Below are 22,157 nucleotides of genomic sequence, written 5' to 3' on the forward strand. Positions count from 1 at the left end.
AAACAAAAAAACAAGTTACAATCAGGTTAAATTTACGGAATATCAATATGACCATATAGTCATACAAGAGCAGCACAAGCCAGCCTCCTGGCTCCGAAAGGGTGGAACCATTGAAGGAAAAAGAAAAGCTGATCATTGAAGCAGCAATTAAACTGTTTGCCCGAAAAGGGTACAAATCTACATCGGTTCAGGAAATCGCCGATGAATGCAAAATCTCAAAAGGCGCTTTTTATCTATACTTTCCTTCCAAAGAAGCACTGCTTCTATCCATGCTGAATTACTACTATGATAAAACGTTTACCCGAATCACGACGATCCAAACGGAGGGCGACAGTCCGAGAGCCGCTTACCAAAAACAGCTTGCGGTGTTTTACGAATCGATTCTCGCCCATCAGGATTTTATTACCGTGCAGATGAAAGACGGTTCACTTCCTTATACCGAAGAAGCGGCGCAGTGCGGAAAGAGAATCCGCCGGTCGATCCTGCAGTTTCATATCGACAGTCTTCTTGCGATTTACGGAGAAAAAGCTGAACCATACACAGCCGAGCTTTGTTTTTTAATAGAAGGAATCAGTCAGATGTATCTTGAATATCTCATTCTGACCGGCCGGTCCGTACAGCCTTCGCTTTTGGCAAATACCGTGATTCACAGAATTGATGACATCGTAAACGGAATGGCGGACAGACATGATGAAGCGTTTATTTCTCTTGATGAGGCAAGCTCACTGTTTGGGCCCCTTCATAACGGGCAGCCCGATCCTTTAAGCCAATCGATCTTGCAGACCCTCCGCACGCGCATCGGCACGATGGATAAGACGCAAGCATCTGAATTCACCGAGAGCTTGGATATTCTGGAAGCGGAAATGAAGAAAAAGTCGCCGAAACCGGCAATCATCAAAGGAATGATTTTGAATTTGAAGGAATCCGACCTGCTGGCTGAAGATGCAGAACAGCTCAGATTTTTACTGAAACAGCAGTTTATTTAGAAGAACGGCCGCAATGACTGCAGCCGTTCTTTCTTTTTATGCTTTCGGGTGCACCATATCTTCCGGACGCACCATTTCATTAAATTGTTCTTCTGTCAGAAGGTTCAGCTGTAATGCCGCTTCTTTCAGCGTCAGGCCTTCTTTGTGGGCAAGCTTGGCGATTTTCGCGGCGTTTTCATAACCGATGTGCGGGTTAAGCGCCGTAACAAGCATTAATGAGTTAGAGAGATTTTCCTGAATCGTCTCTTGGTTCGGCTCAATGCCGACAGCGCATTTGTCATGGAAGGAATTCATTCCGTCACTGAGCAGCTGCACGGTCTGCAGGAAGTTATAGATAATAACCGGTTTGAAGACATTCAGCTCGAAGTTTCCTTGGCTGGCCGCAAATCCGATTGTCGCGTCATTTCCCATCACTTGCGCGGCGATCATTGTCAGCGCCTCACTTTGCGTCGGGTTGACTTTGCCAGGCATGATAGAGCTTCCCGGCTCATTTTCAGGAATGACGATTTCGCCGATTCCGCAACGCGGGCCGCTTGCCAGCCATCTGACATCGTTGGCAATCTTCATCAGGTCGGCAGCCAATGCTTTTAACGCGCCGTGAACGTGAGTGATTTCATCATGGCTTGTGAGCGCGTGGAATTTATTAGGCGAACTTTTGAATGTCTGCCCCGTTACTTTTGTGATTTCTTCCGCGACGAATTCACCGAACTGCGGGTGGGCGTTGATTCCCGTGCCGACTGCCGTGCCTCCGATGGCAAGCGCGCGGATTTTTTCCGTTGACTCAAGAATCATTTCTTTCGAACGGTCAAGCATGTATACCCAGCCGCTGATTTCCTGTCCGAGCGTCAGCGGAGTGGCGTCCTGCAAATGCGTGCGTCCGATTTTCACAATATCCTGATAAGCTTTCGCTTTTTCATCAAGCGTCGCGCGCAGCTGATCAAGCGCCGGAACGAGCTGCTCATATACGGCAAGAACCGCCGCAACGTGCATCGCCGTCGGGAATGTATCGTTTGAGCTTTGGCTGCGGTTGACGTCATCATTCGGATGAATCTTCAGCTCGGAATTTTTTTCTTTCAATAAAGCAGTCGCGCGGTTGGCCACCACTTCATTCATGTTCATGTTGCTTTGCGTGCCGCTTCCCGTCTGCCAGACAACGAGCGGAAAGTTATCGTCGTATTTGCCGTTTAAAACATCGTCACATACAGCGGCAATCGCCTGTGCTTTTTCAGACTCTAAGTTGCTGAGGCGTTCGTTGGCGATCGCTGTGCTTCTTTTCAATATTGCAAACGCCTTCACAACACGCTGAGGCATTTTTTCTGAACCGATTTTGAAGTTCTCTTTGCTGCGCTGTGTCTGAGCGCCCCAAAATTTATCTGCCGGAACTTTAACTTCTCCCATGGTGTCTTTTTCAATTCTGTAGTCCATTTATGTATCCCTCCATAACAGTTGCTTCACCCTGAGTATTATTCGCCAGTAACAGATGAAACCCTTTTTATTTTTCGGCCTTGGCCGTTTTTAATTTCAGCTCAAGATAGACGCGCGAATCCTTAGAGTATTTATACTTCGGATTTGTTTTACGGTATTCTTTCGACGTGTAAGCCACTTCGTAATGCGCTTCAAATGATTTGATGAGCTGTTCAATTTCTTCGGCATTTCCTGCCAGTCTGACTTGTGCCACATCTCTCCTCCGCTTTCATAAAAAAACTTGTACCATTAAATACTTTATCATAGTATATCATTTTTTTAACAGGAAAAGATAACCTCAATTAAGGATTGGAAGGCGGGTGACTGTCGATGGCGCAATCGGAATTCAAGGAATACATACACGTTAATCTGGCACTGGTGCTTCCCCACGTAGAGCAGAATGATGACCTGGTTCAAAATAAAAAGATGCTTCCGAACGGGCTTGTTTTTTATTATATGTATCTGAGTGAAATGAACGACGAAGACAAAATAAAAGAGGCGATTGAAACGCTGCTTCGGGAGGAAGACACTCTGACGCTGGATACGGTGACGAAACGTCTTGATAAGATCGACGCCCGTCCCGTCTTTACGTCGAAGGAAGCCGTCATCTCCATTCTGCGGGGAAAATGCGCCGTGTTTATTAACGGACTTGACAGCGTATACATTTTGTCCACGGGAAAAAGAGAAAAAAGAAGCGTGAATGAACCCACATCCGAAAAGGTCGTAAGAGGTCCGAAAATCGCCTTCATAGAAGATTCTGATACAAACGTCGCCATGATCAGGCAGCGCACGAACCATCCGAAGCTGAAAACGAAAAAGGTTCCAATCGGAGAAAATAAGTTAAAATACGCCACGGTCATGTACATAGATGATAAGGCGGACCCGTCTGTCGTCAGCGATGTTGTAAAGCGCCTCAGCGAAGTGAAGATGGACGACATCCAGGATTCCGGAACGCTTGAGGAGCTTATTGAGGATAATAAGTATTCGCCCTTTCCGCAAATACAAAATACGGAACGGCCTGATAAAGTCTCTTCCGCCTTGTTCAACGGCCGCGTCGCCATCCTTGTCGACAACTCGCCGTTTGCGCTGGTGGTTCCGGCTTCTTTAGGAATTTTAATGCAGTCTCCCGATGATTATTATGAACGGTGGATTTCCGCCTCGCTCATCCGGGTGCTGCGGTTTACGTCTATTTTTATTACGCTGTTTTTTTCGTCCATTTATATCGCCCTCGTTTCGTTTCAGCAAGGGCTGCTGCCGACATCGCTTGCAGTCACCATCGCGGCGAACAGAGAAAACGTTCCCTTCCCGCCTATCATTGAAGCGATGGTAATGGAAATTACGATAGAGCTGCTGAGAGAAGCGGGCTTGAGGCTTCCCAGCCCGCTCGGCCAGACGATCGGATTGGTGGGCGGAGTCGTCATCGGCCAGGCGGCCGTTGAAGCGAATATTGTCAGCTCCATCATGGTCATCGTGGTCAGCATTGTCGCGCTTGCTTCATTTACGGTGCCGCAGTACGGGATGGGTCTGTCATTCCGTGTGCTCCGTTTCATTTCGATGTTTACCGCCGCAGCTTTCGGGCTGTACGGCATGATTTTATTTATGCTGGCGATCTACACTCATTTATCGAGACAGCGAAGCTTCGGTTCTCCGTATTTCTCGCCGAATGGATTTTTCAGCTTAAAAAACGCAAACGACTCTATTCTCCGTCTCCCTATTAAAAATCAACCAAAAGAGGCGAAAAACGTAAATGAGCCAGAAAACAACTCTCAATAAGCTTACAAGCTATCAAGGGACGGCATTGATTTCCAACACGATGCTCGGGGCGGGACTCCTTACCATGCCGCGGTCGCTGTCATCAAGGGCGAATTCGCCGGACGGCTGGATTGCATTATGTCTGGAAGGCGTCATCTTTATCTTTTTGATTTATCTCAATACGCTCATTATGAAAAAGCATCAGTACGGATCATTGTTTGATTATATGAACGAAGGCCTCGGCAAATGGGCGGGAAATATCGTCAATCTTATGATCTGTCTCTATTTTATAGGAGTCGCCAGCTTCGAAGCCCGGGCGATGGCGGAAATGGTCAAGTTCTTTTTATTGGAGAGAACGCCTGTGCCGGTTACGCTGTTTATCTTTATCGCCTGTTCCGTTTATTTAATTATCGGCGGCATGAGCGATCTCGGCAGGCTCTTTCCTTTCTATTTAACGATTACGATCATTATTTTGCTGGTGGTGTTTTCTTTCAGCTTTAAAATATTTGATCTGGACAACCTGCGGCCGGTGCTCGGACAGGGGTTTTCTCCCGTTATGGCTTCCTTGACCGTCGTTTCTGTTTCATTCTTAGGAATTGAGATTATGCTGTTTCTCCCTGAGCACATCAAAAATAAAAAGCACACGTTCCGTATGTCGGCCATGGGCTTTGGCATCCCGATTATTTTATACATCATTACCTACGTGCTCGTCGTCGGCGCCTTAACCACCCAGGATGTCAAAACAATGATCTGGCCTACGATTGCGCTTTTTCAATCATTTGAAATCAAAGGGCTTTTTATCGAAAGATTCGAGTCTTTTTTGCTTGCCGTCTGGATTATCCAATTTTTCGCCACCTATGTATCGTACGGATATTTCGCGACATCGGGTCTTAATAAAATTTTCGGGCTGAAGCACAAAAAGGGCATCATTTTCGTAGGCATTGCGACATTCTTCGGATCATTGATGCCCAAAGACGCTAACAAGCTGATGCTGTTCAGTGATATTCTAGGCTATATCTTCTTGGTTTTCTTTTTGCTGCCTTTACTGATGTTTGCAGTCGTCGCTGTGAAAAGGAAGGTGAAAAAAGCGCAATGAAGAAATATATCGTAATCATTCTTTGCACATTGCTTTTGGCCGGATGCTGGGACAGCCGCAATATAGAAGATTTGAGTCTCGTTATCGGCGTCGGGCTCGATAAACCCGAGGAAGAAAACGTGGAAGTGACGCAGCAGATTCTGGTTCCGCAAAAAGCAAGTTCCCAGCAGTCGTCGTCAGGGAGCGACACGACAAAGGTGACTTCCACTTCCGGAGAAACCGTCCATCAAGCCTTACGAACGGCATCATTAAAAAATCACCCCGCTTTCTCCCAGCACTTGCGTATCATGCTGTTTTCCGAGGCGCTGTTAAAGGACGACATCCCGCTTGACGCATTGATGAACCAATTTATCAGGGACAACGGTACGAGAAGAAGCTGCAATGTGATGACGGTGCCGGATAAAACGAAAGATATTTTCAAAATCAGTGACCAGGGAGAGCCTGCGTCAAATACGATCTATGACTTAACGGAGAATAATGCGGTCACCATCCGGATGATGGAGCCCGTGACCTTGGGGGAAATATCCGAGAGAATCGCCAAGGGCGAGACCTTTGCCCTTCCTCAAGTTCGCAAAGTGGGCAGCAGACTGGAAATCTGGGGCGCTACCATTATTAAAAATAAATTCTGGTATGCGAATCTAACTCCTTTACAAGTCCAGAATATGAACCTGTTCACAGGCACGGTAAAGGGAGGCGTTACGTTTGCAAAGCATGACAATTATTATTTGTCTTTCGAGGTATTTTCCAGCAAATATGATGTAAAAACACAATATAAAAACGGAAAATTCAAGTTTATCGTTACCCGGTTTGTTGAAGGCCGTCTATCTGAGGATTGGAACCCGAAAGAAGATTCCTTCAAGGAGTCCTATATAAATGAAATCAAAAACGCGGTAAAACGCAGCATTCATTCAGATGTCATGGCATTCATTGATTACATGCAGCATGAGTTGAAAGTGGATATTACCGGGTTAGGCGATCAAGTCCGGATTCATTATCCCGATAAATGGAAAAAGATATCCTCTGACTGGGATCATCACTTCAGTGAATCGGATATTGAATACAAAGTCAAAGTCGCCATCAGGGATTTCGGAACAAAGGGAATGTCCCAATGACCCCGTTCCTCGGGAGAGTGTGCTGGCACCGCTCTCCTTTTCTTATGTCACGAGATGATTGCGGTGGGCATATACGGCTGCCTGCGTGCGGTCACTGACATCAAGCTTTGACAATATATTCGTAATGTGGGTTTTCACCGTTTTAATCGTAATGAACAGCTCTTCACCAATCTCTTTATTCGTCTTGCCTTCCGCGACGAGACAGAGGATTTCCAGTTCTCTTTTTGTCAGCGTTTCATGCGGAAGCTGATTCTCTGAATGGCGCAGCCTTGACAGCACTTTTCCCGCCACCTTCGATTCAAGCTTCGGTTCGCCCTTGGCAGCCGCTCTGATGGCTTCGGCTATTTCTGCCGCCTTGGACGTTTTCAGCAAATAGCTGAGCGCTCCCGCTTCGATCACCGGATACACTTTGTCGTCATCAATAAAGCTCGTCAGCACGATGATTTTCGGGTCATTGAGTGTCGCGCAGATCTGTTTTGTCGCTTCGATACCGTCCATGCCGTCCATGACGAGGTCCATTAAAATCACATCCGGCAAAAGCTTTGCGGCCAGATCGACGCCCTGCTGCCCGTCTGATGCTTCACCGGCGACTTCAATGTCCGGCTGTGCTTCTAAAAATGCGGCCAGACCCATCCTGACCATTTCATGATCATCAATCAGTAACACTCGAATCACTGTCGTTCTCTCCTTTTGTTTTCTGATAAATCGGGACTTTCACGTCGATCTGCGTGCCTTTTCCCTTTACGGAGATAATTTCCGCTATGCCGCCGATTTCACTCGCTCTTTCCTTGATGGAATGCAGGCCGTATGAGGATGCTTTCACTTGATCCATCGTAAAACCCGCCCCGTTATCAATGACTTTAAGCTGAAGTTTTTGATGTTTCGCGCCGAGCCTGACGGTGACCTTGGTCGCCTTTGAATGTCTGAAAACGTTGGAAAGCGCCTCCTGCACGATGCGGAACAGATGGTCTTCAACGCCTTTTGACACACCCGTATCGCTGATGTCCCACTCAATATCCAGCGGCTGCTTCGCTTTGAACTCTTTTAACAGCTCAATCAGCCCTTCTTTTAAGCCTTTTCCTTCTAAAGTGACGGGCCGCAAATGCAATAGCAGCGCTCTCATCTCGTTTTGCGCTTCCCCCGCCATATGTTCAACCATGCGAATCCGTTTGACGATTTTGTCATCCGCATCTTTCACCTGCTCTAAGACGGCGGATGTCATCATAGAAATGGCAAAGAGCTGCTGGCTGACGGCATCGTGCAGATCGCGCGCCAGCCGCTGGCGTTCTTCAGTGATGACCGATTTTTTCATTTGATCCTGCCATTCCGCACGTTCGTTGGAGAGCTTTTGCAGCGATGTGACCTGGAGCTCGACCCGCTTGGCCATTTCGTTGAGCTGATCTGCCGCCAGACCGATTTCATCATCGCCGAGCGGCGGCACCCGATAAGCAAAATTGCCGTTTTCAAATTTCAAAACCGCTTCAATCAGTGTATCCATTCTTGTTTTAAGGCGGCCGCCGTATACATAACCGGAAATCAATCCGGCCGAAAGAGACGCCAAAAGCAGGATGACCACAAACGGAATACCGAACCAGCCGGAAGAAAACAGCAGCATCGGGTCAAGCCCGTAATACAGCAGCATCAGCGTAATAAACACCGCGCAAAGGAGCAGACTGAGTCCCGCGGTCATCCGCATGGCGCGCCACTGAATATTGGCGAGTAATTTTTTCCTCATAAATACTTCACATCCACATCGCCGATGAATAACGAAATTGAAATTTTAATCCGCCGCGGCGAGTCGCCGTACTCAGACGATACTTTATACAGATTCGGGCTCATGCCGCTTTTCTTAGAGCCAAGCAGGTTCATATCGCCGATAAAAGCCGATGAACTGACGGACACTTCGATATCCGGCGGGACGTACACATCGACATTGCCGATGACACCGCTGATGGTCATCGTGCTTTCTCCTTCGGGAATCATCGCTTTTGACAAATCAATTTTCACATCGCCGATGAATCCGGAAACATTTAAATCATTCAGCTCAAACGGGTCCTTCATCATCCGGAGCTCGCCGATAAAAAAGCTGCGGAGGTCCGGCTGTCTGCTTTCCGTCTGGGCGGAAGGCTTTTCTTCTTTTTCAAGATTGATTTTCTTCTCTTTATGTTCATACACGCGCTTTCCTTTCAGGAGCCTGTAGCCCGCGTATATGAGAAAGGCGGCGAAGGCATAGCCGAACAGGTTAAAGGTGGCGCTGAACAGGTTCCTCAAAAATAAAAAAGCGGCGAAGATATACAGGACGGAGCCGAGCCAGCCGCGGGAATATTTATTAAAAATATAACCTGTGATCAGAAAAAAGAGCGGCCAAAACAAGAAGTCGCCGATGCCGATAATACGCAAAAACATGCTGACGCCTAATAAGGCGATGATAAGTCCGAGAATCTGTTTTTTTGCCATCAGCTGCTTGCCCCTCCTTTCCTTGACTATTGCAGTGCAATATTGCCGCTCGTCACTTTTATATCAATCGGCCTGGCGCCGCTGCCTTTCATGCCGGTAAATGCCCCGCCTTCCTTACTCGTTTTCTCAAAGGAATAAGACGGCCGAATCCTTCCGCTTGCCGTCTCGGCGTTCACCGTAAAACTTCCGTCTTTCGGCAGGCTGATCGCTGCGCTGCCGCTCGCAAGCCTGACGGATACGGGAGCATCCGCCGTCTCAAGCGAGGCATCGACACTGCCAGAAGCGACCCGCACGTCAAGGGCGCCCGCCACATGTTGAAGCCCGACATGTCCCGAGGATAAACGGACAGCCCCCGTTTTTGCCGCAAGGCCTGCTGCTGTGAGATTGCCCGACAGCCCCTTCGCTTCAAACACATCCGTCTTCACGTGCTTCAGCGACATGTTCCCGCTTACAGAACGGACGCCGAGGTGCGCAAGAGACAGCCCCTTGTTTCCGTCGACGGCAATGCTGCCGCTTGATGTATGGACGGTGATGTCCCGATGATAATCATACGGAATGCGGACAATCAGCAGAGGGCGCTGAAAGAGATTCAGAAATTGGAACCCTTTCTCCTTCGCTTTAAGATTGAGGGTCTTTCCCCTGCTTTGGACAAACATTTTCCCCGCCGGTCCCGTCATGTTTGCCGCGATATCATTCCGCGCTTCCGCGATGATTTTTACATCCGTCTGTTCCGATGAAACCGACAGGCTGTTGACGGCACGCGGCGGTATGCTTGCCGATTCCGCTTCTGTTTCGTACAGCGGAAAAAAACGCCCGGCAAACACTTCTTTCACCAAAAACAGACAGCAGATCAGAACGGACGCCGCCATCAGTCCTTTGGCAATCTTACGCTTCATTACGTTCCATCCTTTTTCATTCATTTTATTATAAAGGAAAAGCCGGAGAATTGATACGTGCGTATAGGGAAGAGGCGTAAACGCGCCGATCTTCCCTTGTGCACATTATTCATGAGCCGCTTTTTGACGCTCTGTTTTTTCCAGAGAAAGCGAGCGCATTTTTTCAATCTCAGCTTCCACCTCGTCTGAATATTGGGAGCGGCTGTATTCTGTGTTCGCCTCAGCTGAAGTGCCGTATTTGACGCGGACTTCCATTTCTTCAATGCGGCTTTCCATTCGAAGGAACTCTCTGTAGGCGCTTTCGCTGTCAATTTTGTCGAAAGAAGCGTTCATATGTTCCTTCGCATTTGCCGCGTTCGCGCGGGCGATGAGCGCCTGTTTTTTATCCTTTACGTCGCGGAGGCGCGTTTCTAAAGTTTCCAGCTGCTCTTTCAGCTCTGCCAGCTGTGTTTTCGCCTGCTCATACGCTTTTTCATGTTCGGCCGCTTTTCCCTCAAGGTATTTCATTTCAGTCAGCGCCTTTTTCGCCAGCTCCTCTTCCCCGGCGTCAAAAGCAAGCTGAGCCTGATTTTTCCGTTTTGCCGCCGTTTCGGAGGCGTCTTCCTGTTTTTTCTTAAACTGATGGACGATCGTATGCTGTTTGACAATCGTTTGTTTCGCCTTAGCGATGTCACTTTCCATATCACGCACATATTGATTCAGCATGACTTTCGGATTTTCTAATTTATCAAGCCCTTCGTTAACAGATGCGACGAACATATTTCTTATTCTTTTTAAGACCATTTTGTCTTCCTCCTTATTTTTTCTTCAGAAATTCTTCCCATTCAGAGTCAAATCCGGATTGATAGCCCGGTGATGCCGCTTCCGGTTCATACTGGCGGGAAGCGGTATCTGAGCCGCCCTGCTTCATCATCTTCCACCCGTAATACACCATGGCGCCGGCCAGTCCGATCGCAACGATAAATGGAAGAGAACCGACGAGAATCATAGCTCCGATGACGCCCGCGATGATACCCGATACCGCCCGGCCTTTTGAAAAACGTTTGATTCCCCAGTAAAGCATCAGGCCTCCGATCGCCAGCGGGATGATAAATGCGAAATGGCCTCCTCCGAAAAAGACAGAAAGTCCGAACACAATCAGCAGAAAGCCGCCTGCCGTTTTACCATTTATATTCATGCAGATCCTCCTTTCGTTTTCCTTGTCTTTACTATAAACAAATCCCGCGGCCGGCAAAACGAGTCAGAGATTGATTTTCATATCAGACCGGAGTCGTATAAGCCCCCGGACCTTCGCATAAAAAAACGCCGCTGCACCAGACGGCGCAGGGCGTTTTATGAAAAATCTATATTCTGATGCTCGCTTCTTTTTCCCTGATGAGATCTGAGCGTTCGGCTTTGGCCAGCTTCGTAAAGAACAATATTCCGAGACCGGACAGGACTTCAACGAGACCGCCTGCGGCAATGACTTTTCCAGGACCGAAGGCGTTAGCCGCGTATCCGCAAAGAACCGCGCCGAGCGGAATGGATATGTTTGAGATCATATGGATGACGGCATAGACTTGCGGCTGGTCATCATGGTCCACAGACGTCTGAATAATCGTATATTCCGGCACATTAATAGCGCTGACGGCAGATCCGAACGCAAACGCGGCGAGGAAGACGAGCGGCAGAAAAGTGTTGAGGCCGGTGATGAAAAATGCCGCTCCTTCTATGATTCCCGCTGACACAAACAGGAGACCGTATTTGTTCACCTTCACCTTAGCCAAAATAAAACCCATTAAAAAGGCTCCGCCCGTGCCTGTCGCTTTCAAAAGCGAGTAGATGATCGGCGGCATGTTTAAATCTTCGGCGACATAAACGGCAGAGAGCGCCTCCCACGGAGCGGCCGCAAAATTCATGAAGATACAATAGATGGCGAGCGGGTATAAAATCTGGTGTTTCCTGACAAGAACGAAACCCCGTTTGAGCCTTCCGAAATACGTCCCGCGCTGTCTGACGGCGACTGGATCCTGTTTGGCATGCTGGACTTGGTATGACATAAAGAGTACGAGAAAACCTGATAGAAGATAGAATATAAGAGCGATAAACAAAGAATAAGCGGGACTGATAAATGTTAAGAACACCCCGCTCAGCGTAATGGCGGCAAGCCTGACGATCTGGCCTGATGACTGGATGACCGCATTCGCTTTCTGCAGGCTGCTTTCTCCGACAATATTGGGGATTAATGAGATAGATGCAGGATTATAAGCGGCTCCCGTGGCTGAATGCACAATCATGAGAAGCATGACAAACCATAAAGGAGAAAAACCGTTAAAGTAACAGACCGGAATGATCAACACGACCGCCGCGCGCGTCAGGTCGGAGAAATACATCCAGAATTTCAGCGTATGCTGCTTCATAAAAGGCCCGGTAATCGGCGCCAGCATCGCCTCCGGAAGGAACGTGACCGCAATGAGCAGGGACGTGCCGATCGCGCCTTCCCCGTCAAAAATCAAAAACCACAGAATGGAATTAAAGGCAAAACCGTCGCCTGACAATTTAACCAGCCTTGAGATAAACAGAAGGGTGAAATTTTTATTCCAGATGCTCTCGCTCTTATTATATGTATCCATCTATCAAATCCCCCATTATTTTACAATGTTTCTTATAATATCTCATTTTTTAATTTTTCAGTCAATAATGCATAAGATACATTTTCCTCTTGTCAATAAAGGTTCAATTGATGGATATCTCTATAAAAAAACAGCCGGCTTGCAGCTGCCGGCTGAACAAAACGTTATTCATCATCACGGAATACCGCGGCGCTTCTTTCATACTCTATATCCTGAACGCCTTGTCTTGCGTTGACCGCTCTTGCCGCCGCGAAAAAATAATCAGACAGGCGGTTCAAGTAACGCATCACCGTATCATTTATCTCTTCTGTTTTGCCGAGTTTGACGACGAGACGCTCAGCCCGTCTCGTGACGGTCCGCGCGATGTGAAGCTGAGCAGCCGCCTTATGCCCGCCCGGAAGAATAAATTTCTCAAGCGGGGGCGCTTCAGCCGTATAACGGTCTATGCAGTCTTCCAATGCGGAAATAGATGTCTCTCTTAATGTATAGCTTCTATGTTCAGTGACCGTCGCCAAGTCGCCGCCGCAGTCAAACAGCTCATGCTGAATGTTTCGGAGTTCGGCTTTCACATCACCGCAATTCTCACAATCATCAAGCTCCGCAAGCGCAAGCCCGATAAAGCTGTTCAGCTCATCGATCGTCCCGTAGCTTTCAACCCGCAGACTGTCTTTATCCGTTCTGCCGCCGATCAGGCTTGTCTGTCCTTTATCGCCGGTTTTCGTATACAGCTTCATCGTTGTATTCCTCCTTCTTCCGCCGCTTTTACACATGCCGCGGTTCCTCTTCTGACGGCTCTTTCCGCGTGAGGGACGTCTATCGCCTCTCCTGTCTGCAAGACACAAATGACAATGTCGCCTTTTGCCTGTCTGCCGGAAAGAGCCTGCATTCTCGCTTCAGCCGCTGCCGTTAACAGCCGTACAAATCCCTGTTCCGATAAACGTCCGCTGATCAGCACCCAAACGGTATGCTGCGCAGTCACGGCAATTGTGACCGAATCAAACGTACGGCAGATCAAACCAGCGGCAGCTGAGCCGGAAAGCCGGCGGCTCCACGAAAATCCCGGGCCGTCAGATGCGGTTGACAACATTCTGAACGGCCGTTCTGTATGAAGCGTTACGGTATTTCCGCTTTTGTTTATCAGAGAGGCGAACGGAACGTTGACAGGCTCTCTTTCCTCCCGCGCTTCCGGCATGAAAGCGATCAGCGGTTTCGGCGACGATAGCTGGGCAACAGCGCTGACGGTGATGCCGTAAATGTCTTCAATCGTCTCTTTTTTCAAAGCCTGATCCGGCGTCTGCTTCGGAAAAGCGCGTCCGTCTTTCATCATCAGGAGCTGATCACAATATTGGCCTGCGGCGTTTAGGTCGTGAAAAATACTGATGACCGTCAGGCCTCTTTCTCTCGTCAGCCGCTTCACCGTATCAAGCAGGTCTTTTTGATATTTGAGATCAAGAAAGGTCGTCGGCTCATCCAGACACAGCACCTCAGGCTGCTGAGCCAGCGCCTGCGCCAGAAAGACGCGCTGCCGCTCCCCGCCGCTCAGATTGCGGACGGATTGCTGCGCATATCGGTCGATGCCCGTCATTTCCATCGCTTCCCGGACAATGTCTTCGTCATGTTGATCCATCTGTCTGAAGAGTCCTTTTTGATACGGGTATCTGCCGAAGGACACTGTTTCCTTAACGGTAAATGTAAAAGCCTGCTCCGTATGCTGCGGCAAAACGGCCATGATTTTCGCAAGTTCCCGCGGCTTGTATCCGCCGACGGGCCTGCCTGCTACGAGCGCCTCGCCTTTTGACGGAGAGAGCATTCCCGTCAGCAATTTCAACAGCGTTGTTTTTCCCGAGCCGTTCGGACCGAGTATGCCGACAAATTCACCTTTTCCGGCGGTAAAGCTGACATCTTCCACAATCATCCGGCCTCCGTACCCGCCGGACAGGCTGCTCACCCTGATCATAAGCGTTTCCCTCCATGATGCTGGCGAAGCAGAATCAAGGCAAACACAGGCGCTCCCGCCAAAGCCGTCATAATGCCGATCGGCAATTCGACAGGCTCAATGACGGTGCGGGAAAACAAATCCGCCAAAATGAGAAACCCGGCGCCCGTCAATGCTGACAGCGGCAGTAAATGGCGATGATCCGTCCCCCACAAAAGCCGTGTCACGTGGGGAATGACAAGGCCGACAAATCCGATCGTCCCCGAGACGGCAACCGCTCCTCCCGTCAGCAGAGATCCGGCGGCGATCATCAGCCATTTTCTTTTTCCCGTACTGACGCCTAACAGCCTTGCCTTTTCTTCTCCATAAGTCATAATGTTTAATTCTCTGCCATTGATAAGCAGAAGCGCCGTCCCGGCCAGAAAAAAAGGCAGAAACAGCGCGACATAGCCCCAGCCCCTCATTGACACGCTTCCTAACAGCCAGCGGACAATCGGGAGCAGATCATTGCCCGTTAAAGCGATCACAAGCGATATGAGAGCCCCGAGAAAAGAATTCATGATGATGCCTGTCAAAATGAGCGTCGAAACCGACATCGACGCATGAACGAGGCGGCTGAAAAACAGAACCGCCGCCATGACCGCAATCGCTGCGGCAATGCTGACAACCGGTAGTGTGAACCGGCCGATGACGGGAATCTGAATGCCGAAAAACAAGGTGATAACGGCTCCCGCCGAGGCTCCCGAAGATACCCCGAGTGTATAAGGGTCGGCGAGCGGATTTTTCAGAAGTCCCTGAAACGCCGCTCCCGCAATGGATAACGCGGCTCCGACAAGGGCAGCCAGAACGACTCTCGGCAGGCGGATATTCATCATAATATTTACATTCATAGGGTCAGCCGAGGATGTCCGGCCGATCCCGATCCAAAAAACGTCGGATAAAGGAATATGCAGACTGCCGATTGAAATGCCGAGTGCCGTACAAACGGCTAAAAACAGCAGGCTGACCGTGTAGGCCAGCGGGCGGTTACTTTTTAAACGTTTCAGGATAAACGCTTTCTGCAAGCTTCTCGACCCCTTTGACAAGGCGCGGGCCTGAGCGTGTGACAAGGTCGGGATCAACAGAATAGACATTGTGGTGTTTGACTGCATTGACGGCACCCCAGCCGGCGCGTTTTTCAACTTCAGCGGCCTTTACGCCGTCTGTCGTAATGATGACGTCCGGATTCATTTTGACAATCGCTTCATCCGTCAGCTGAACCCAGCCGGTCTGGCTGCCGGCGGCGTTTTTCGCGTGTATATCTTCAAGCATTTCGTTCATAAACGTGCCTTTCCCCGTCGTGTAGCCGTCAGGAGACACTTCGACGAATACTTTCTTTTCGTCTTTTTCAGAAATGGCCGCCGCTTTCTTTTCTATGCCGGAAAGGTCGGATTTCATCGATTTGATCAGCTTATCCGCCTGCTTTTCTTTGCCGGCTGCTTTTCCGATCATGCTGATTGATTTGTACACATCTTGGAACGATTGCGCATCATTGACCGTTAAGACGGTGATGCCCGCATCTTTCAGTTGCTTCATCGCATCGGCGGAAGCGGACATAGAGGACGCGTGGGCAAGCACGAGATCCGGCTTCAGCGCGATGACTTTTTCAGCGTTCACATTCATGTCTCCGACTTTCGGTTTTTTTACCGCTTCTTTCGGATATGTATCATTTGTCGTGACGCCTGCGACCTTATCTCCCAGTCCGAGCGCGTATGTAATTTCCGTATTGCTCGGCATGAGGGAAACGATTTTTTCCGGTGCCTGCTTTATGGTTACTTTTTCGTTCGCGGCATCCTTAATGGTTACCGGGAATGCTTCGGTTGAGACGGCTTTTTGTTTGGCCGCGCTTCCTTCTTCCTGTGCGCCGGAACAGCCGGCGATCACAAAGGCGGTGACCAAGAGCGCCGCCCAGACGGCAGTGATCTTCTTCATTCTTTTAACTCCCCCTGATTATGGTAAACGATTGTCTCTTTGACATTCGTATCCTTTTTTCGCAGTAATTATACTATAAGTCTTTAAGGCTTGTATATCCGGCCTTTTTGCATGAAAGCAAATTGTTCGTACACGCTAAAATTCATCATGTATACTGTTACACAATGGTGTAAAAAGGAGGATTATTATGGAATTACAGCTTGAACGAAAGCTCGTGTTGATTACAGGATCAACCTCAGGCATCGGAAAAGCTGCGGCAAAAAGCTTTTTAGCCGAAGGCGCCGAGGTGATTATAAACGGAAGAAAAAAAGAAACTGTGGAACAGACGGTTGAGGAGCTTTCCGCTTACGGAACGGTTCACGGCATCGCTGCGGATTTATCGCGTCAGGATGAGGCGGATGACTTGATAAAGCGCGCCGGCGGAATCGGGGAAGTCGATATTCTCGTCAATAATCTCGGTTTTTTTGAAGTAAAAGACTTCGCTGAGGTGTCTGATGACGAATGGACTCGGTATTTTGAAGTGAATGTTATGAGCGCCGTGCGCCTGTGCCGGCGTTTTCTGCCGCAAATGCTCGAGAGAAACAGCGGACGGATTCTGAACATCTCCAGTGAAGCCGGTGTCAAACCGCTTGCGCAAATGATTCCGTATTCAATGACGAAAACGGCGTTAATCAGCTTGTCCCGGGGAATGGCGGAAATGACGAAAGGCACAAATGTCACGGTCAACTCCGTGCTGCCGGGACCGACATGGACCGAAGGCGTCGCTTCTTACATGGAAGGAGCCGCAAAGGCTGCCGGAGAAGACACAGACAGCTTCGTCCGGGATTATTTTAAAGTGAATGAACCGACATCATTGATTCAGCGCTATGCAACCCCGGAAGAAGTCGCCAATACGATTGTATTTCTCGCTTCATCAGCGGCTTCTGCCATTAATGGCACCGCACAGCGGGTTGAAGGCGGCATCATCCGCTCCATTTAACACAAAAAAGCCCGGCACAATGGGGACTTCCCCATATGCCAGGGCTTTTTTTTACATCATGCCTGCAAACGGAACCGGCTCCCAGCCGCCCGTCTCAAGCTCTGCTGAAAACAGGCCGCCCGCATGCGGCTGTTCAAGTCTTTCGGCTTCCGTTAATTTTTCCGTCGCGGTCGTAATGTATAACGTGTTCAATTCTCTGCCTCCGAACGCGCAGCAGGTGACGTATTTCGCCGGAACTTCGATAGATGCAATTTCCTTATGCAAAAACGGGTCAATCCGGACGGCACGGCCGCCTCCGAACAGAGCCACCCACAGCATTCCGTCACGGTCAATGGTCATTCCGTCGGGAGATCCTTGCGACTCCGGAAAGCGGTAGACCGTTTTCGGATCTGATACGGCTCCGGTTTCAGGATCGTATGCATAACAGACGATTTCCTGCGTCGGAGTGTCGATATAGTACATCAAGTTTCGGTCCCGATCCCAATCCAAACCGTTCGAGGTGGAGACCTGGTCTTTTATTTTGGCAAGGCTGCCGTCCGTATTCAGACGGTACAGCGAAGCCTCCTCTTCTTTGCCTTCCATGCTCGTCGTTCCCGCCCATAATCTGCCGGACGGGTCGCATTTTGCGTCATTGAAACGGATATCTTCCCGCATATCTTTCGGCTGCTTCATCTTCGTCAATGTGTCTTCCCGAAGATTGTACAGGTAAAAACCGTCTTTCATCGTCATCACCAGCTCTTCCTTTGAATACAAGGCCAGAGCCGTGACAAATGATTTGAATTTAACGGAACGGTTGATTCCGTCAGCCGGAGTGAAGATATGCAGCTGGCTGCCCAGTATATCCACCCAGTACAGGTATTGCTTGTCCTTGTCCCATAAAGGGCCTTCTCCGATAACTGCTCTCGTATCTGCTCGTAATGCTGCTTCCATGTGTGAACACCTCTTTTGCTTGTCAGTCTTCTATTGTTATTCCCGACAAAGCGGCGTCCAAACTCAATCTTTTTTAAAAAGAATCGTAATCACCGTTCCGGCGCTGATTCTGCTGTTGACATGGATGGTTCCGTTATGAAGGTGAACCAGCTCCTTGGCAATGGCGAGCCCGAGTCCCGTTCCTTCTGACGGTCCCTTCGTATTCGTTCCCCGATAATAACGGTTAAACAGCTGGTGAATCGTTTCGTCGTCCATTCCTCTTCCGTTATCTTTCACCTTCAGAATGAGCTGTTCGGCTGATTCCTCAAGCACGACCCGAATGGCGGTCCCTTTCTTATTATGCTTAACCGCGTTTGCCAGCAGATTCTCCAGAATACGTCGGAACCACGCTTCATCAATGGCGAAAAGAATGTCTTCCTTTTTGGTTTCAAAGGCGATGTCATAGCCTTCCGAGAACGTGTTTTTCGTGAAATCGTTCGTGACGTTTCTGATAAACGGCACGACGTTGATCAGCCGCCGTTCGATCGGGAGGGCCGCGTTTTTGAGACGGTATGTTAAGTTTAAGTCCTCAATCAGCTTGGACATATATTCTGATTTTTCCCGGACGATCTGCCCCATTTCTTTGACTTCTTCCGGGGTCCAGTCGTATTGCTTCGATTCAAGCATCATGCTGTAGCCGTAAATCGTGCTCAGCGGGGTTTTTAAGTCATGGCTCAGCCCGGCGATCCATTCTTCCCTTGTCGCCTGGATTTTTTCTCTGTTTTTCTTATCCCGCTTCAGCGTGTCAGTCAGCTGATCCATCGATTCGAAAATCTCGGCGAAAAAGCGGAACGGCTGTTTTGTTTTGCCTTTTTTGTTTTTGCTGACCGGCTGTCCTTTGCGGTTCTTCGGCTCTTCAAGCCGGCCCTTTGATAAATTGACGAGCCATTTGATGGTATGAAACAGCGGCCAGCCGAAACGGAAAGAGTACCAGATGGTCAAGATGCAGATCATAAATACCAGGATTCCGATCAAGAGGAAGAGGGTTTTCATCACATTTCTCAAAAATGATTTGTTAAACTCGTGATCGGGGATGTACACGGGGTTCGGCACCGACGCGACCATCCATTTCGTTTTATCGAGTCTTTTAAAAGAAATTTCCCGTTTGTAATTCCACGGCTTGGAACTGTATTTCAGCAATTCAAGCTCATTGACGGTGTTCCGTTCTTTTTTCGTGCTGTTGATATCCCCGAGCAGTCTGCCGCTGTCTTCGAGAAGGTAGACCGCCCCTTTTTCCCGTTTAATATAATCAACCGTGCTCTTTTTATATTGAGAAAGGGAAGCGAGGGATGGCTCCTGTGATTCGATGTAAGTGAGAAGCTGCTCACTGGCGGATTTCCAGCCGAACAGAATCAAATAGGTCTCATCATTTATCGTGACCGTCCAGTAATTCAGCTTGTAGTTGTCAAAATTCCGGTACTGGTAAATGGATAAGAGATCTTTTCTGCTGTAATGGCTCGGGACGTCTTTCGGCACTCTGTACGCGTAGTCCGTTTTTTCATTATCATTAATGATCTGCAGCCAGCCCTTCTGCTTTCGGACCGACATCTTTAAAAACTCATCGACATCCCATGTGCCGTCTTCGTTTTTATCAAGCCACGCTTCAAACGAGTCCGCGGTCGCTTTGGTCAGTCCCGCATTGGCTTCCGCTTCGCTGAAACGCCAATCCAAATAGAAGAAAGAAGCGACGGCCAAAACGGACATCAGCAGGATGACAAGCAGCAGCTGTCCGAAAAAGTGGAGCAGAAATTTTCCGCGCATTCTCATGAGCGGGTTCCTTTTTCTCCTTGATCGGGAATAAACCGATAACCGAGGCCGCGCACCGTTACAATATAAGACGGATTGCTGGGGTCTTTTTCAATTTTTTCTCTGAGCTTGCGGATATGCACCATGACGGTGTTGTTGTCGCCGTAAGACGGATATCCCCATACTTTTTCATAGATCTGATCTTTTGAGAGCACCACATCAGGGTGTTCACAGAAATATTGAAGCAATTGCAGAAGCTGTGCGGAGCAGCTGACGGGCTCTCCCCCGACGATCAGCTCGGCGTTTTGCGGTGAATAGGAAAAATGACTGTATGAATACGTCTTTACCGCCGTTTTCTCTTCGCGCTTATAGGTTCTCTTTAACGTCGCTCTGATCCGCGCCGCCAATTCGAGCGGATTAAACGGCTTTGTTATATAATCGTCAGCTCCCAATGCAAATCCTGACAGCTTATCCGCATCAGAAGAACGGGCGGTCAGAAAAAAGATCGGAGCGTCGGTATAGTTCCGGATTTCGGTGCATGCTTCAAAACCGGACATGCCTTCCATCATCACATCCAGCACGAGCAGATCCGCGGTTTCATGTTTAACAAACTCGATCGCTTCCTCAGCGCTTCCGGCTGTCTTAATGTTGTGATAGCCTTCTTTGACGAGAACGCGTTTGACCATATCAACGATCGCCTTCTCATCGTCTACAATTAAAATTGACGCATTTTCCACCTTGGACGTTCCTTTCTCTTTGTTTTTTTCATCATATCATTATATGGATAAGATTTGGTACCTTTTTAGTGCGGAGGTCTTGCGGGGAAACAGAAAAGAAAAACGAGACCGGACATCTCTTCTCGTTTTTCTCACGTTGTCAGAGCGGAATATCCATCATTCCGCCGCTTTTGTCAGGAGCTTTCATTTATAAGATGAAGAATAAATTCCCAAAAACCCGGCACTTCCTGGCATAACAGCATGTCCGCTTTTTCAACGATTTTAATCTTCAATTCTTGTTCAAGATCTTCTCTTTCCTGGTATGATGTATTGCTCAGTTTTTTTTTTATCATTGGCGAAAAACGCGAAATCAAAAGCTCCATTTCGTCGGTATCTGTGTTCTCTTTGTTGAAGTCAAATGGCCCGTTCACTGCTTATTTTCCCCCTTTTTTTGCTTGTCCAGCTGCTTTCTGAGATTGTCGAGCCCTTTTTTATGAATATTGGAAATGTTCTGCCGTGATTCACCCAGCGACTCGGCAATCTCCTTCATCGTCGCTCCGTGAAGATAAATATTCGTCAACACGCTTTTTTGTTTATCGGTTAACGTCTGAAGCGCTTCGTATAAATCACGGTTTTGGACATGCTGGCTCAAATCCCCCTGCTTCCGCAGAAACTCTTCATACGCATCTTTTCCCATTTCATAGGGAAGCGCTTCACCTCCCTCCGGCTGATCCACCGTCAGCGGATAGCGCTTCTGATTTTTACGGATGCGCTTGTCAAAATCGATGGAGAAAATCCGGATCATAGAGTTCATATATTTGATGATCCGGATTTCCTTATAAAACTGTTTAAAATGGTCGTCCAGTGATTTTGCATCCTTCTCGTCTGAATGTTCCAGCACATTTTTAAATTTCTCGTAATGCTTTGGGTCACTTAAAAAATGTTTAACGATCGGATGTTTCATAATTTCCTTGCATTTTGACCGTAAAAGAACTTGATAGTCCATAAAACCGCCCCCTATTTAAATTAAATGAAAGAAAGCAAAAAAAAGTAAACTACTCCTTTCCGACTAAGATTCCGCACTCCTTATGTCCCGGATTTGCCGGAACAAAAAAAAGATCCTCAACCGGGATATCAGGTTTACAGGAGCCGCTCTTTCTTTCACTTATATACATGACTGCAGGTCAAGTCAGGAGGTGGCTGATAATGGATCAGGTTTTTATAGAAGAAGCGGTCAGACAGATCGGCAATCTCGGCTTTCCGGCTCTGATTGCCATGTATCTTCTCACACGGTTTGAGAAGAAGTTTGACGCCCTGATCGAACTGATGACGGAACTGAAAGATCAGAAAATGAAAAATTAATTTTCACACGAAGTTGACTTTTCATCGGAACGCATCACTTAACAAAGCAGAAGGGAAAACGAAAGGCCTTTCACATTCTCTTTCTGAAAAAACAAAGCTTGAG

24 protein-coding genes are annotated in these 22,157 nt (G+C 48.4%); 6 read left to right on the forward strand and 18 right to left on the reverse strand.

The features are described from left to right. Positions 1–110: 110 nt before the first annotated feature. A complete protein-coding gene (locus JNUCC22_RS15250; RefSeq protein ID WP_007410065.1) occupies positions 111–986 on the forward strand; it encodes a TetR/AcrR family transcriptional regulator in 876 nt (291 codons plus the stop codon). A 36-nt stretch (positions 987–1,022) separates the two neighbouring features. On the opposite strand, the gene fumC is transcribed toward JNUCC22_RS15250, so the two are convergent. Continuing rightward, positions 1,023–2,411, reverse strand: a complete 1,389-nt coding sequence (gene fumC / locus JNUCC22_RS15255; protein WP_046702219.1) for a class II fumarate hydratase — start codon at positions 2,409–2,411, stop codon at positions 1,023–1,025. Between the two features lie 67 nt (positions 2,412–2,478). Continuing rightward, entirely contained in the window at positions 2,479–2,664 is a 186-nt protein-coding gene (locus JNUCC22_RS15260; protein WP_003151806.1) for a YvzF family protein, read from the reverse strand. Between the two features lie 116 nt (positions 2,665–2,780). Between JNUCC22_RS15260 and JNUCC22_RS15265 the strand changes: the two genes are divergently transcribed. The 3 genes from JNUCC22_RS15265 to JNUCC22_RS15275 are packed head-to-tail and all read left to right on the forward strand — an operon-like array spanning position 2,781 to position 6,410. Continuing rightward, entirely contained in the window at positions 2,781–4,223 is a 1,443-nt protein-coding gene (locus tag JNUCC22_RS15265; protein ID WP_072589548.1) for a spore germination receptor protein GerAA, read from the forward strand. Next, positions 4,198–5,298: a spore germination protein gene (locus JNUCC22_RS15270; RefSeq protein ID WP_007410062.1), complete on the forward strand. Its 1,101-nt coding sequence runs from the start codon at positions 4,198–4,200 to the stop codon at positions 5,296–5,298. The genes JNUCC22_RS15265 and JNUCC22_RS15270 overlap by 26 nt, the downstream gene beginning before the upstream one ends. Next, a complete protein-coding gene (locus JNUCC22_RS15275) occupies positions 5,295–6,410 on the forward strand; it encodes a Ger(x)C family spore germination protein (protein ID WP_007410061.1) in 1,116 nt (371 codons plus the stop codon). Before JNUCC22_RS15270 ends, JNUCC22_RS15275 begins: the two co-directional genes overlap by 4 nt. Before the next feature lie 42 nt (positions 6,411–6,452). On the opposite strand, the gene JNUCC22_RS15280 is transcribed toward JNUCC22_RS15275, so the two are convergent. The 11 genes from JNUCC22_RS15280 to JNUCC22_RS15330 all read right to left on the reverse strand — a co-directional run bounded on the left by JNUCC22_RS15280 (position 6,453) and on the right by JNUCC22_RS15330 (position 16,282). After that, entirely contained in the window at positions 6,453–7,085 is a 633-nt protein-coding gene (locus JNUCC22_RS15280; protein WP_007410060.1) for a two-component system response regulator LiaR, read from the reverse strand. Then, a complete protein-coding gene (gene liaS / locus JNUCC22_RS15285; RefSeq protein WP_003151796.1) occupies positions 7,063–8,145 on the reverse strand; it encodes a two-component system sensor histidine kinase LiaS in 1,083 nt (360 codons plus the stop codon). Before liaS ends, JNUCC22_RS15280 begins: the two co-directional genes overlap by 23 nt. After that, positions 8,142–8,867 carry a cell wall-active antibiotics response protein LiaF gene (gene liaF / locus JNUCC22_RS15290; RefSeq protein WP_020956324.1) on the reverse strand — a complete coding sequence of 242 codons (726 nt, stop codon included), beginning with the start codon at positions 8,865–8,867 and terminating at the stop codon, positions 8,142–8,144. Before liaF ends, liaS begins: the two co-directional genes overlap by 4 nt. Before the next feature lie 26 nt (positions 8,868–8,893). Next, positions 8,894–9,763, reverse strand: a complete 870-nt coding sequence (locus tag JNUCC22_RS15295) for a LiaG family protein (protein ID WP_015240556.1) — start codon at positions 9,761–9,763, stop codon at positions 8,894–8,896. 105 nt (positions 9,764–9,868) lie between these two features. Next, on the reverse strand, positions 9,869–10,546 hold the full coding sequence (gene liaH, locus JNUCC22_RS15300; RefSeq protein ID WP_007410057.1) for a stress responsive protein LiaH: 678 nt from the start codon (positions 10,544–10,546) through the stop codon (positions 9,869–9,871). A gap of 13 nt (positions 10,547–10,559) precedes the next feature. Beyond that, positions 10,560–10,940, reverse strand: a complete 381-nt coding sequence (locus JNUCC22_RS15305; RefSeq protein WP_015240557.1) for a hypothetical protein — start codon at positions 10,938–10,940, stop codon at positions 10,560–10,562. 166 nt (positions 10,941–11,106) lie between these two features. Further along, positions 11,107–12,375, reverse strand: coding sequence for an MFS transporter (locus JNUCC22_RS15310; protein ID WP_012118411.1), 1,269 nt, complete (start codon positions 12,373–12,375; stop codon positions 11,107–11,109). Between the two features lie 164 nt (positions 12,376–12,539). Next, a complete protein-coding gene (locus tag JNUCC22_RS15315; RefSeq protein ID WP_007613687.1) occupies positions 12,540–13,109 on the reverse strand; it encodes a cob(I)yrinic acid a,c-diamide adenosyltransferase in 570 nt (189 codons plus the stop codon). Beyond that, the gene (locus JNUCC22_RS15320) at positions 13,106–14,332 is read right to left on the reverse strand and encodes an ABC transporter ATP-binding protein (RefSeq protein WP_199022144.1); all 1,227 of its coding nucleotides are present in this window, start codon (positions 14,330–14,332) and stop codon (positions 13,106–13,108) included. Before JNUCC22_RS15320 ends, JNUCC22_RS15315 begins: the two co-directional genes overlap by 4 nt. Continuing rightward, on the reverse strand, positions 14,329–15,375 hold the full coding sequence (locus JNUCC22_RS15325) for a FecCD family ABC transporter permease (protein ID WP_025285248.1): 1,047 nt from the start codon (positions 15,373–15,375) through the stop codon (positions 14,329–14,331). The genes JNUCC22_RS15320 and JNUCC22_RS15325 overlap by 4 nt, the downstream gene beginning before the upstream one ends. Next, positions 15,338–16,282 (reverse strand): ABC transporter substrate-binding protein, encoded by a 945-nt coding sequence (locus JNUCC22_RS15330; protein WP_012118415.1) that lies wholly within the window; start codon positions 16,280–16,282, stop codon positions 15,338–15,340. The genes JNUCC22_RS15325 and JNUCC22_RS15330 overlap by 38 nt, the downstream gene beginning before the upstream one ends. A gap of 187 nt (positions 16,283–16,469) precedes the next feature. Here JNUCC22_RS15330 and JNUCC22_RS15335 point away from each other — a divergent pair, with 187 nt between their 5' ends. After that, positions 16,470–17,261, forward strand: a complete 792-nt coding sequence (locus tag JNUCC22_RS15335; protein ID WP_150941411.1) for an SDR family NAD(P)-dependent oxidoreductase — start codon at positions 16,470–16,472, stop codon at positions 17,259–17,261. A 51-nt stretch (positions 17,262–17,312) separates the two neighbouring features. On the opposite strand, the gene JNUCC22_RS15340 is transcribed toward JNUCC22_RS15335, so the two are convergent. From JNUCC22_RS15340 to JNUCC22_RS15360, 5 genes are all read right to left on the reverse strand, one after another. Beyond that, complete coding sequence (locus tag JNUCC22_RS15340) at positions 17,313–18,191, reverse strand: SMP-30/gluconolactonase/LRE family protein (protein ID WP_216061856.1); 879 nt, start codon at positions 18,189–18,191, stop codon at positions 17,313–17,315. Positions 18,192–18,254: 63 nt separating this feature from the next. Further along, complete coding sequence (locus JNUCC22_RS15345; RefSeq protein ID WP_015240563.1) at positions 18,255–19,997, reverse strand: HAMP domain-containing sensor histidine kinase; 1,743 nt, start codon at positions 19,995–19,997, stop codon at positions 18,255–18,257. After that, positions 19,994–20,713: a response regulator transcription factor gene (locus tag JNUCC22_RS15350; RefSeq protein WP_003151779.1), complete on the reverse strand. Its 720-nt coding sequence runs from the start codon at positions 20,711–20,713 to the stop codon at positions 19,994–19,996. Before JNUCC22_RS15350 ends, JNUCC22_RS15345 begins: the two co-directional genes overlap by 4 nt. A 173-nt stretch (positions 20,714–20,886) precedes the next feature. After that, positions 20,887–21,123, reverse strand: coding sequence for a sigma-O factor regulator RsoA (gene rsoA / locus JNUCC22_RS15355; RefSeq protein ID WP_003151778.1), 237 nt, complete (start codon positions 21,121–21,123; stop codon positions 20,887–20,889). Then, entirely contained in the window at positions 21,120–21,656 is a 537-nt protein-coding gene (locus JNUCC22_RS15360) for a sigma-70 family RNA polymerase sigma factor (protein WP_087920805.1), read from the reverse strand. The genes rsoA and JNUCC22_RS15360 overlap by 4 nt, the downstream gene beginning before the upstream one ends. A 242-nt stretch (positions 21,657–21,898) precedes the next feature. On the opposite strand from JNUCC22_RS15360, the gene JNUCC22_RS15365 reads away from it, so the two are divergent. Further along, positions 21,899–22,054: a YvrJ family protein gene (locus tag JNUCC22_RS15365; protein WP_012118419.1), complete on the forward strand. Its 156-nt coding sequence runs from the start codon at positions 21,899–21,901 to the stop codon at positions 22,052–22,054. Positions 22,055–22,157: the final 103 nt, after the last annotated feature.

The sequence above is a fragment of the Bacillus sp. JNUCC-22 genome, from assembly GCF_018861275.1.
GTDB lineage: Bacteria > Bacillota > Bacilli > Bacillales > Bacillaceae > Bacillus > Bacillus velezensis.

Excerpts from the sequence above, each read along its gene's own strand:
- fumC (WP_046702219.1), bottom strand. The coding sequence starts at position 2,411 with ATGGACTACAGAATTGAAAAAGACACCATGGGAGAAGTTAAAGTTCCG.
- JNUCC22_RS15265 (WP_072589548.1), top strand. The coding sequence starts at position 2,781 with ATGGCGCAATCGGAATTCAAGGAATACATACACGTTAATCTGGCACTG.
- JNUCC22_RS15270 (WP_007410062.1), top strand. The coding sequence starts at position 4,198 with ATGAGCCAGAAAACAACTCTCAATAAGCTTACAAGCTATCAAGGGACG.
- JNUCC22_RS15275 (WP_007410061.1), top strand. The coding sequence starts at position 5,295 with ATGAAGAAATATATCGTAATCATTCTTTGCACATTGCTTTTGGCCGGA.
- liaS (WP_003151796.1), bottom strand. The coding sequence starts at position 8,145 with ATGAGGAAAAAATTACTCGCCAATATTCAGTGGCGCGCCATGCGGATG.
- liaF (WP_020956324.1), bottom strand. The coding sequence starts at position 8,867 with ATGGCAAAAAAACAGATTCTCGGACTTATCATCGCCTTATTAGGCGTC.
- JNUCC22_RS15295 (WP_015240556.1), bottom strand. The coding sequence starts at position 9,763 with ATGAAGCGTAAGATTGCCAAAGGACTGATGGCGGCGTCCGTTCTGATC.
- liaH (WP_007410057.1), bottom strand. The coding sequence starts at position 10,546 with ATGGTCTTAAAAAGAATAAGAAATATGTTCGTCGCATCTGTTAACGAA.
- JNUCC22_RS15305 (WP_015240557.1), bottom strand. The coding sequence starts at position 10,940 with ATGAATATAAATGGTAAAACGGCAGGCGGCTTTCTGCTGATTGTGTTC.
- JNUCC22_RS15310 (WP_012118411.1), bottom strand. The coding sequence starts at position 12,375 with ATGGATACATATAATAAGAGCGAGAGCATCTGGAATAAAAATTTCACC.
- JNUCC22_RS15315 (WP_007613687.1), bottom strand. The coding sequence starts at position 13,109 with ATGAAGCTGTATACGAAAACCGGCGATAAAGGACAGACAAGCCTGATC.
- JNUCC22_RS15320 (WP_199022144.1), bottom strand. The coding sequence starts at position 14,332 with ATGATCAGGGTGAGCAGCCTGTCCGGCGGGTACGGAGGCCGGATGATT.
- JNUCC22_RS15330 (WP_012118415.1), bottom strand. The coding sequence starts at position 16,282 with ATGAAGAAGATCACTGCCGTCTGGGCGGCGCTCTTGGTCACCGCCTTT.
- JNUCC22_RS15335 (WP_150941411.1), top strand. The coding sequence starts at position 16,470 with ATGGAATTACAGCTTGAACGAAAGCTCGTGTTGATTACAGGATCAACC.
- JNUCC22_RS15340 (WP_216061856.1), bottom strand. The coding sequence starts at position 18,191 with ATGGAAGCAGCATTACGAGCAGATACGAGAGCAGTTATCGGAGAAGGC.
- JNUCC22_RS15345 (WP_015240563.1), bottom strand. The coding sequence starts at position 19,997 with ATGAGAATGCGCGGAAAATTTCTGCTCCACTTTTTCGGACAGCTGCTG.
- JNUCC22_RS15360 (WP_087920805.1), bottom strand. The coding sequence starts at position 21,656 with ATGAAACATCCGATCGTTAAACATTTTTTAAGTGACCCAAAGCATTAC.
- JNUCC22_RS15365 (WP_012118419.1), top strand. The coding sequence starts at position 21,899 with ATGGATCAGGTTTTTATAGAAGAAGCGGTCAGACAGATCGGCAATCTC.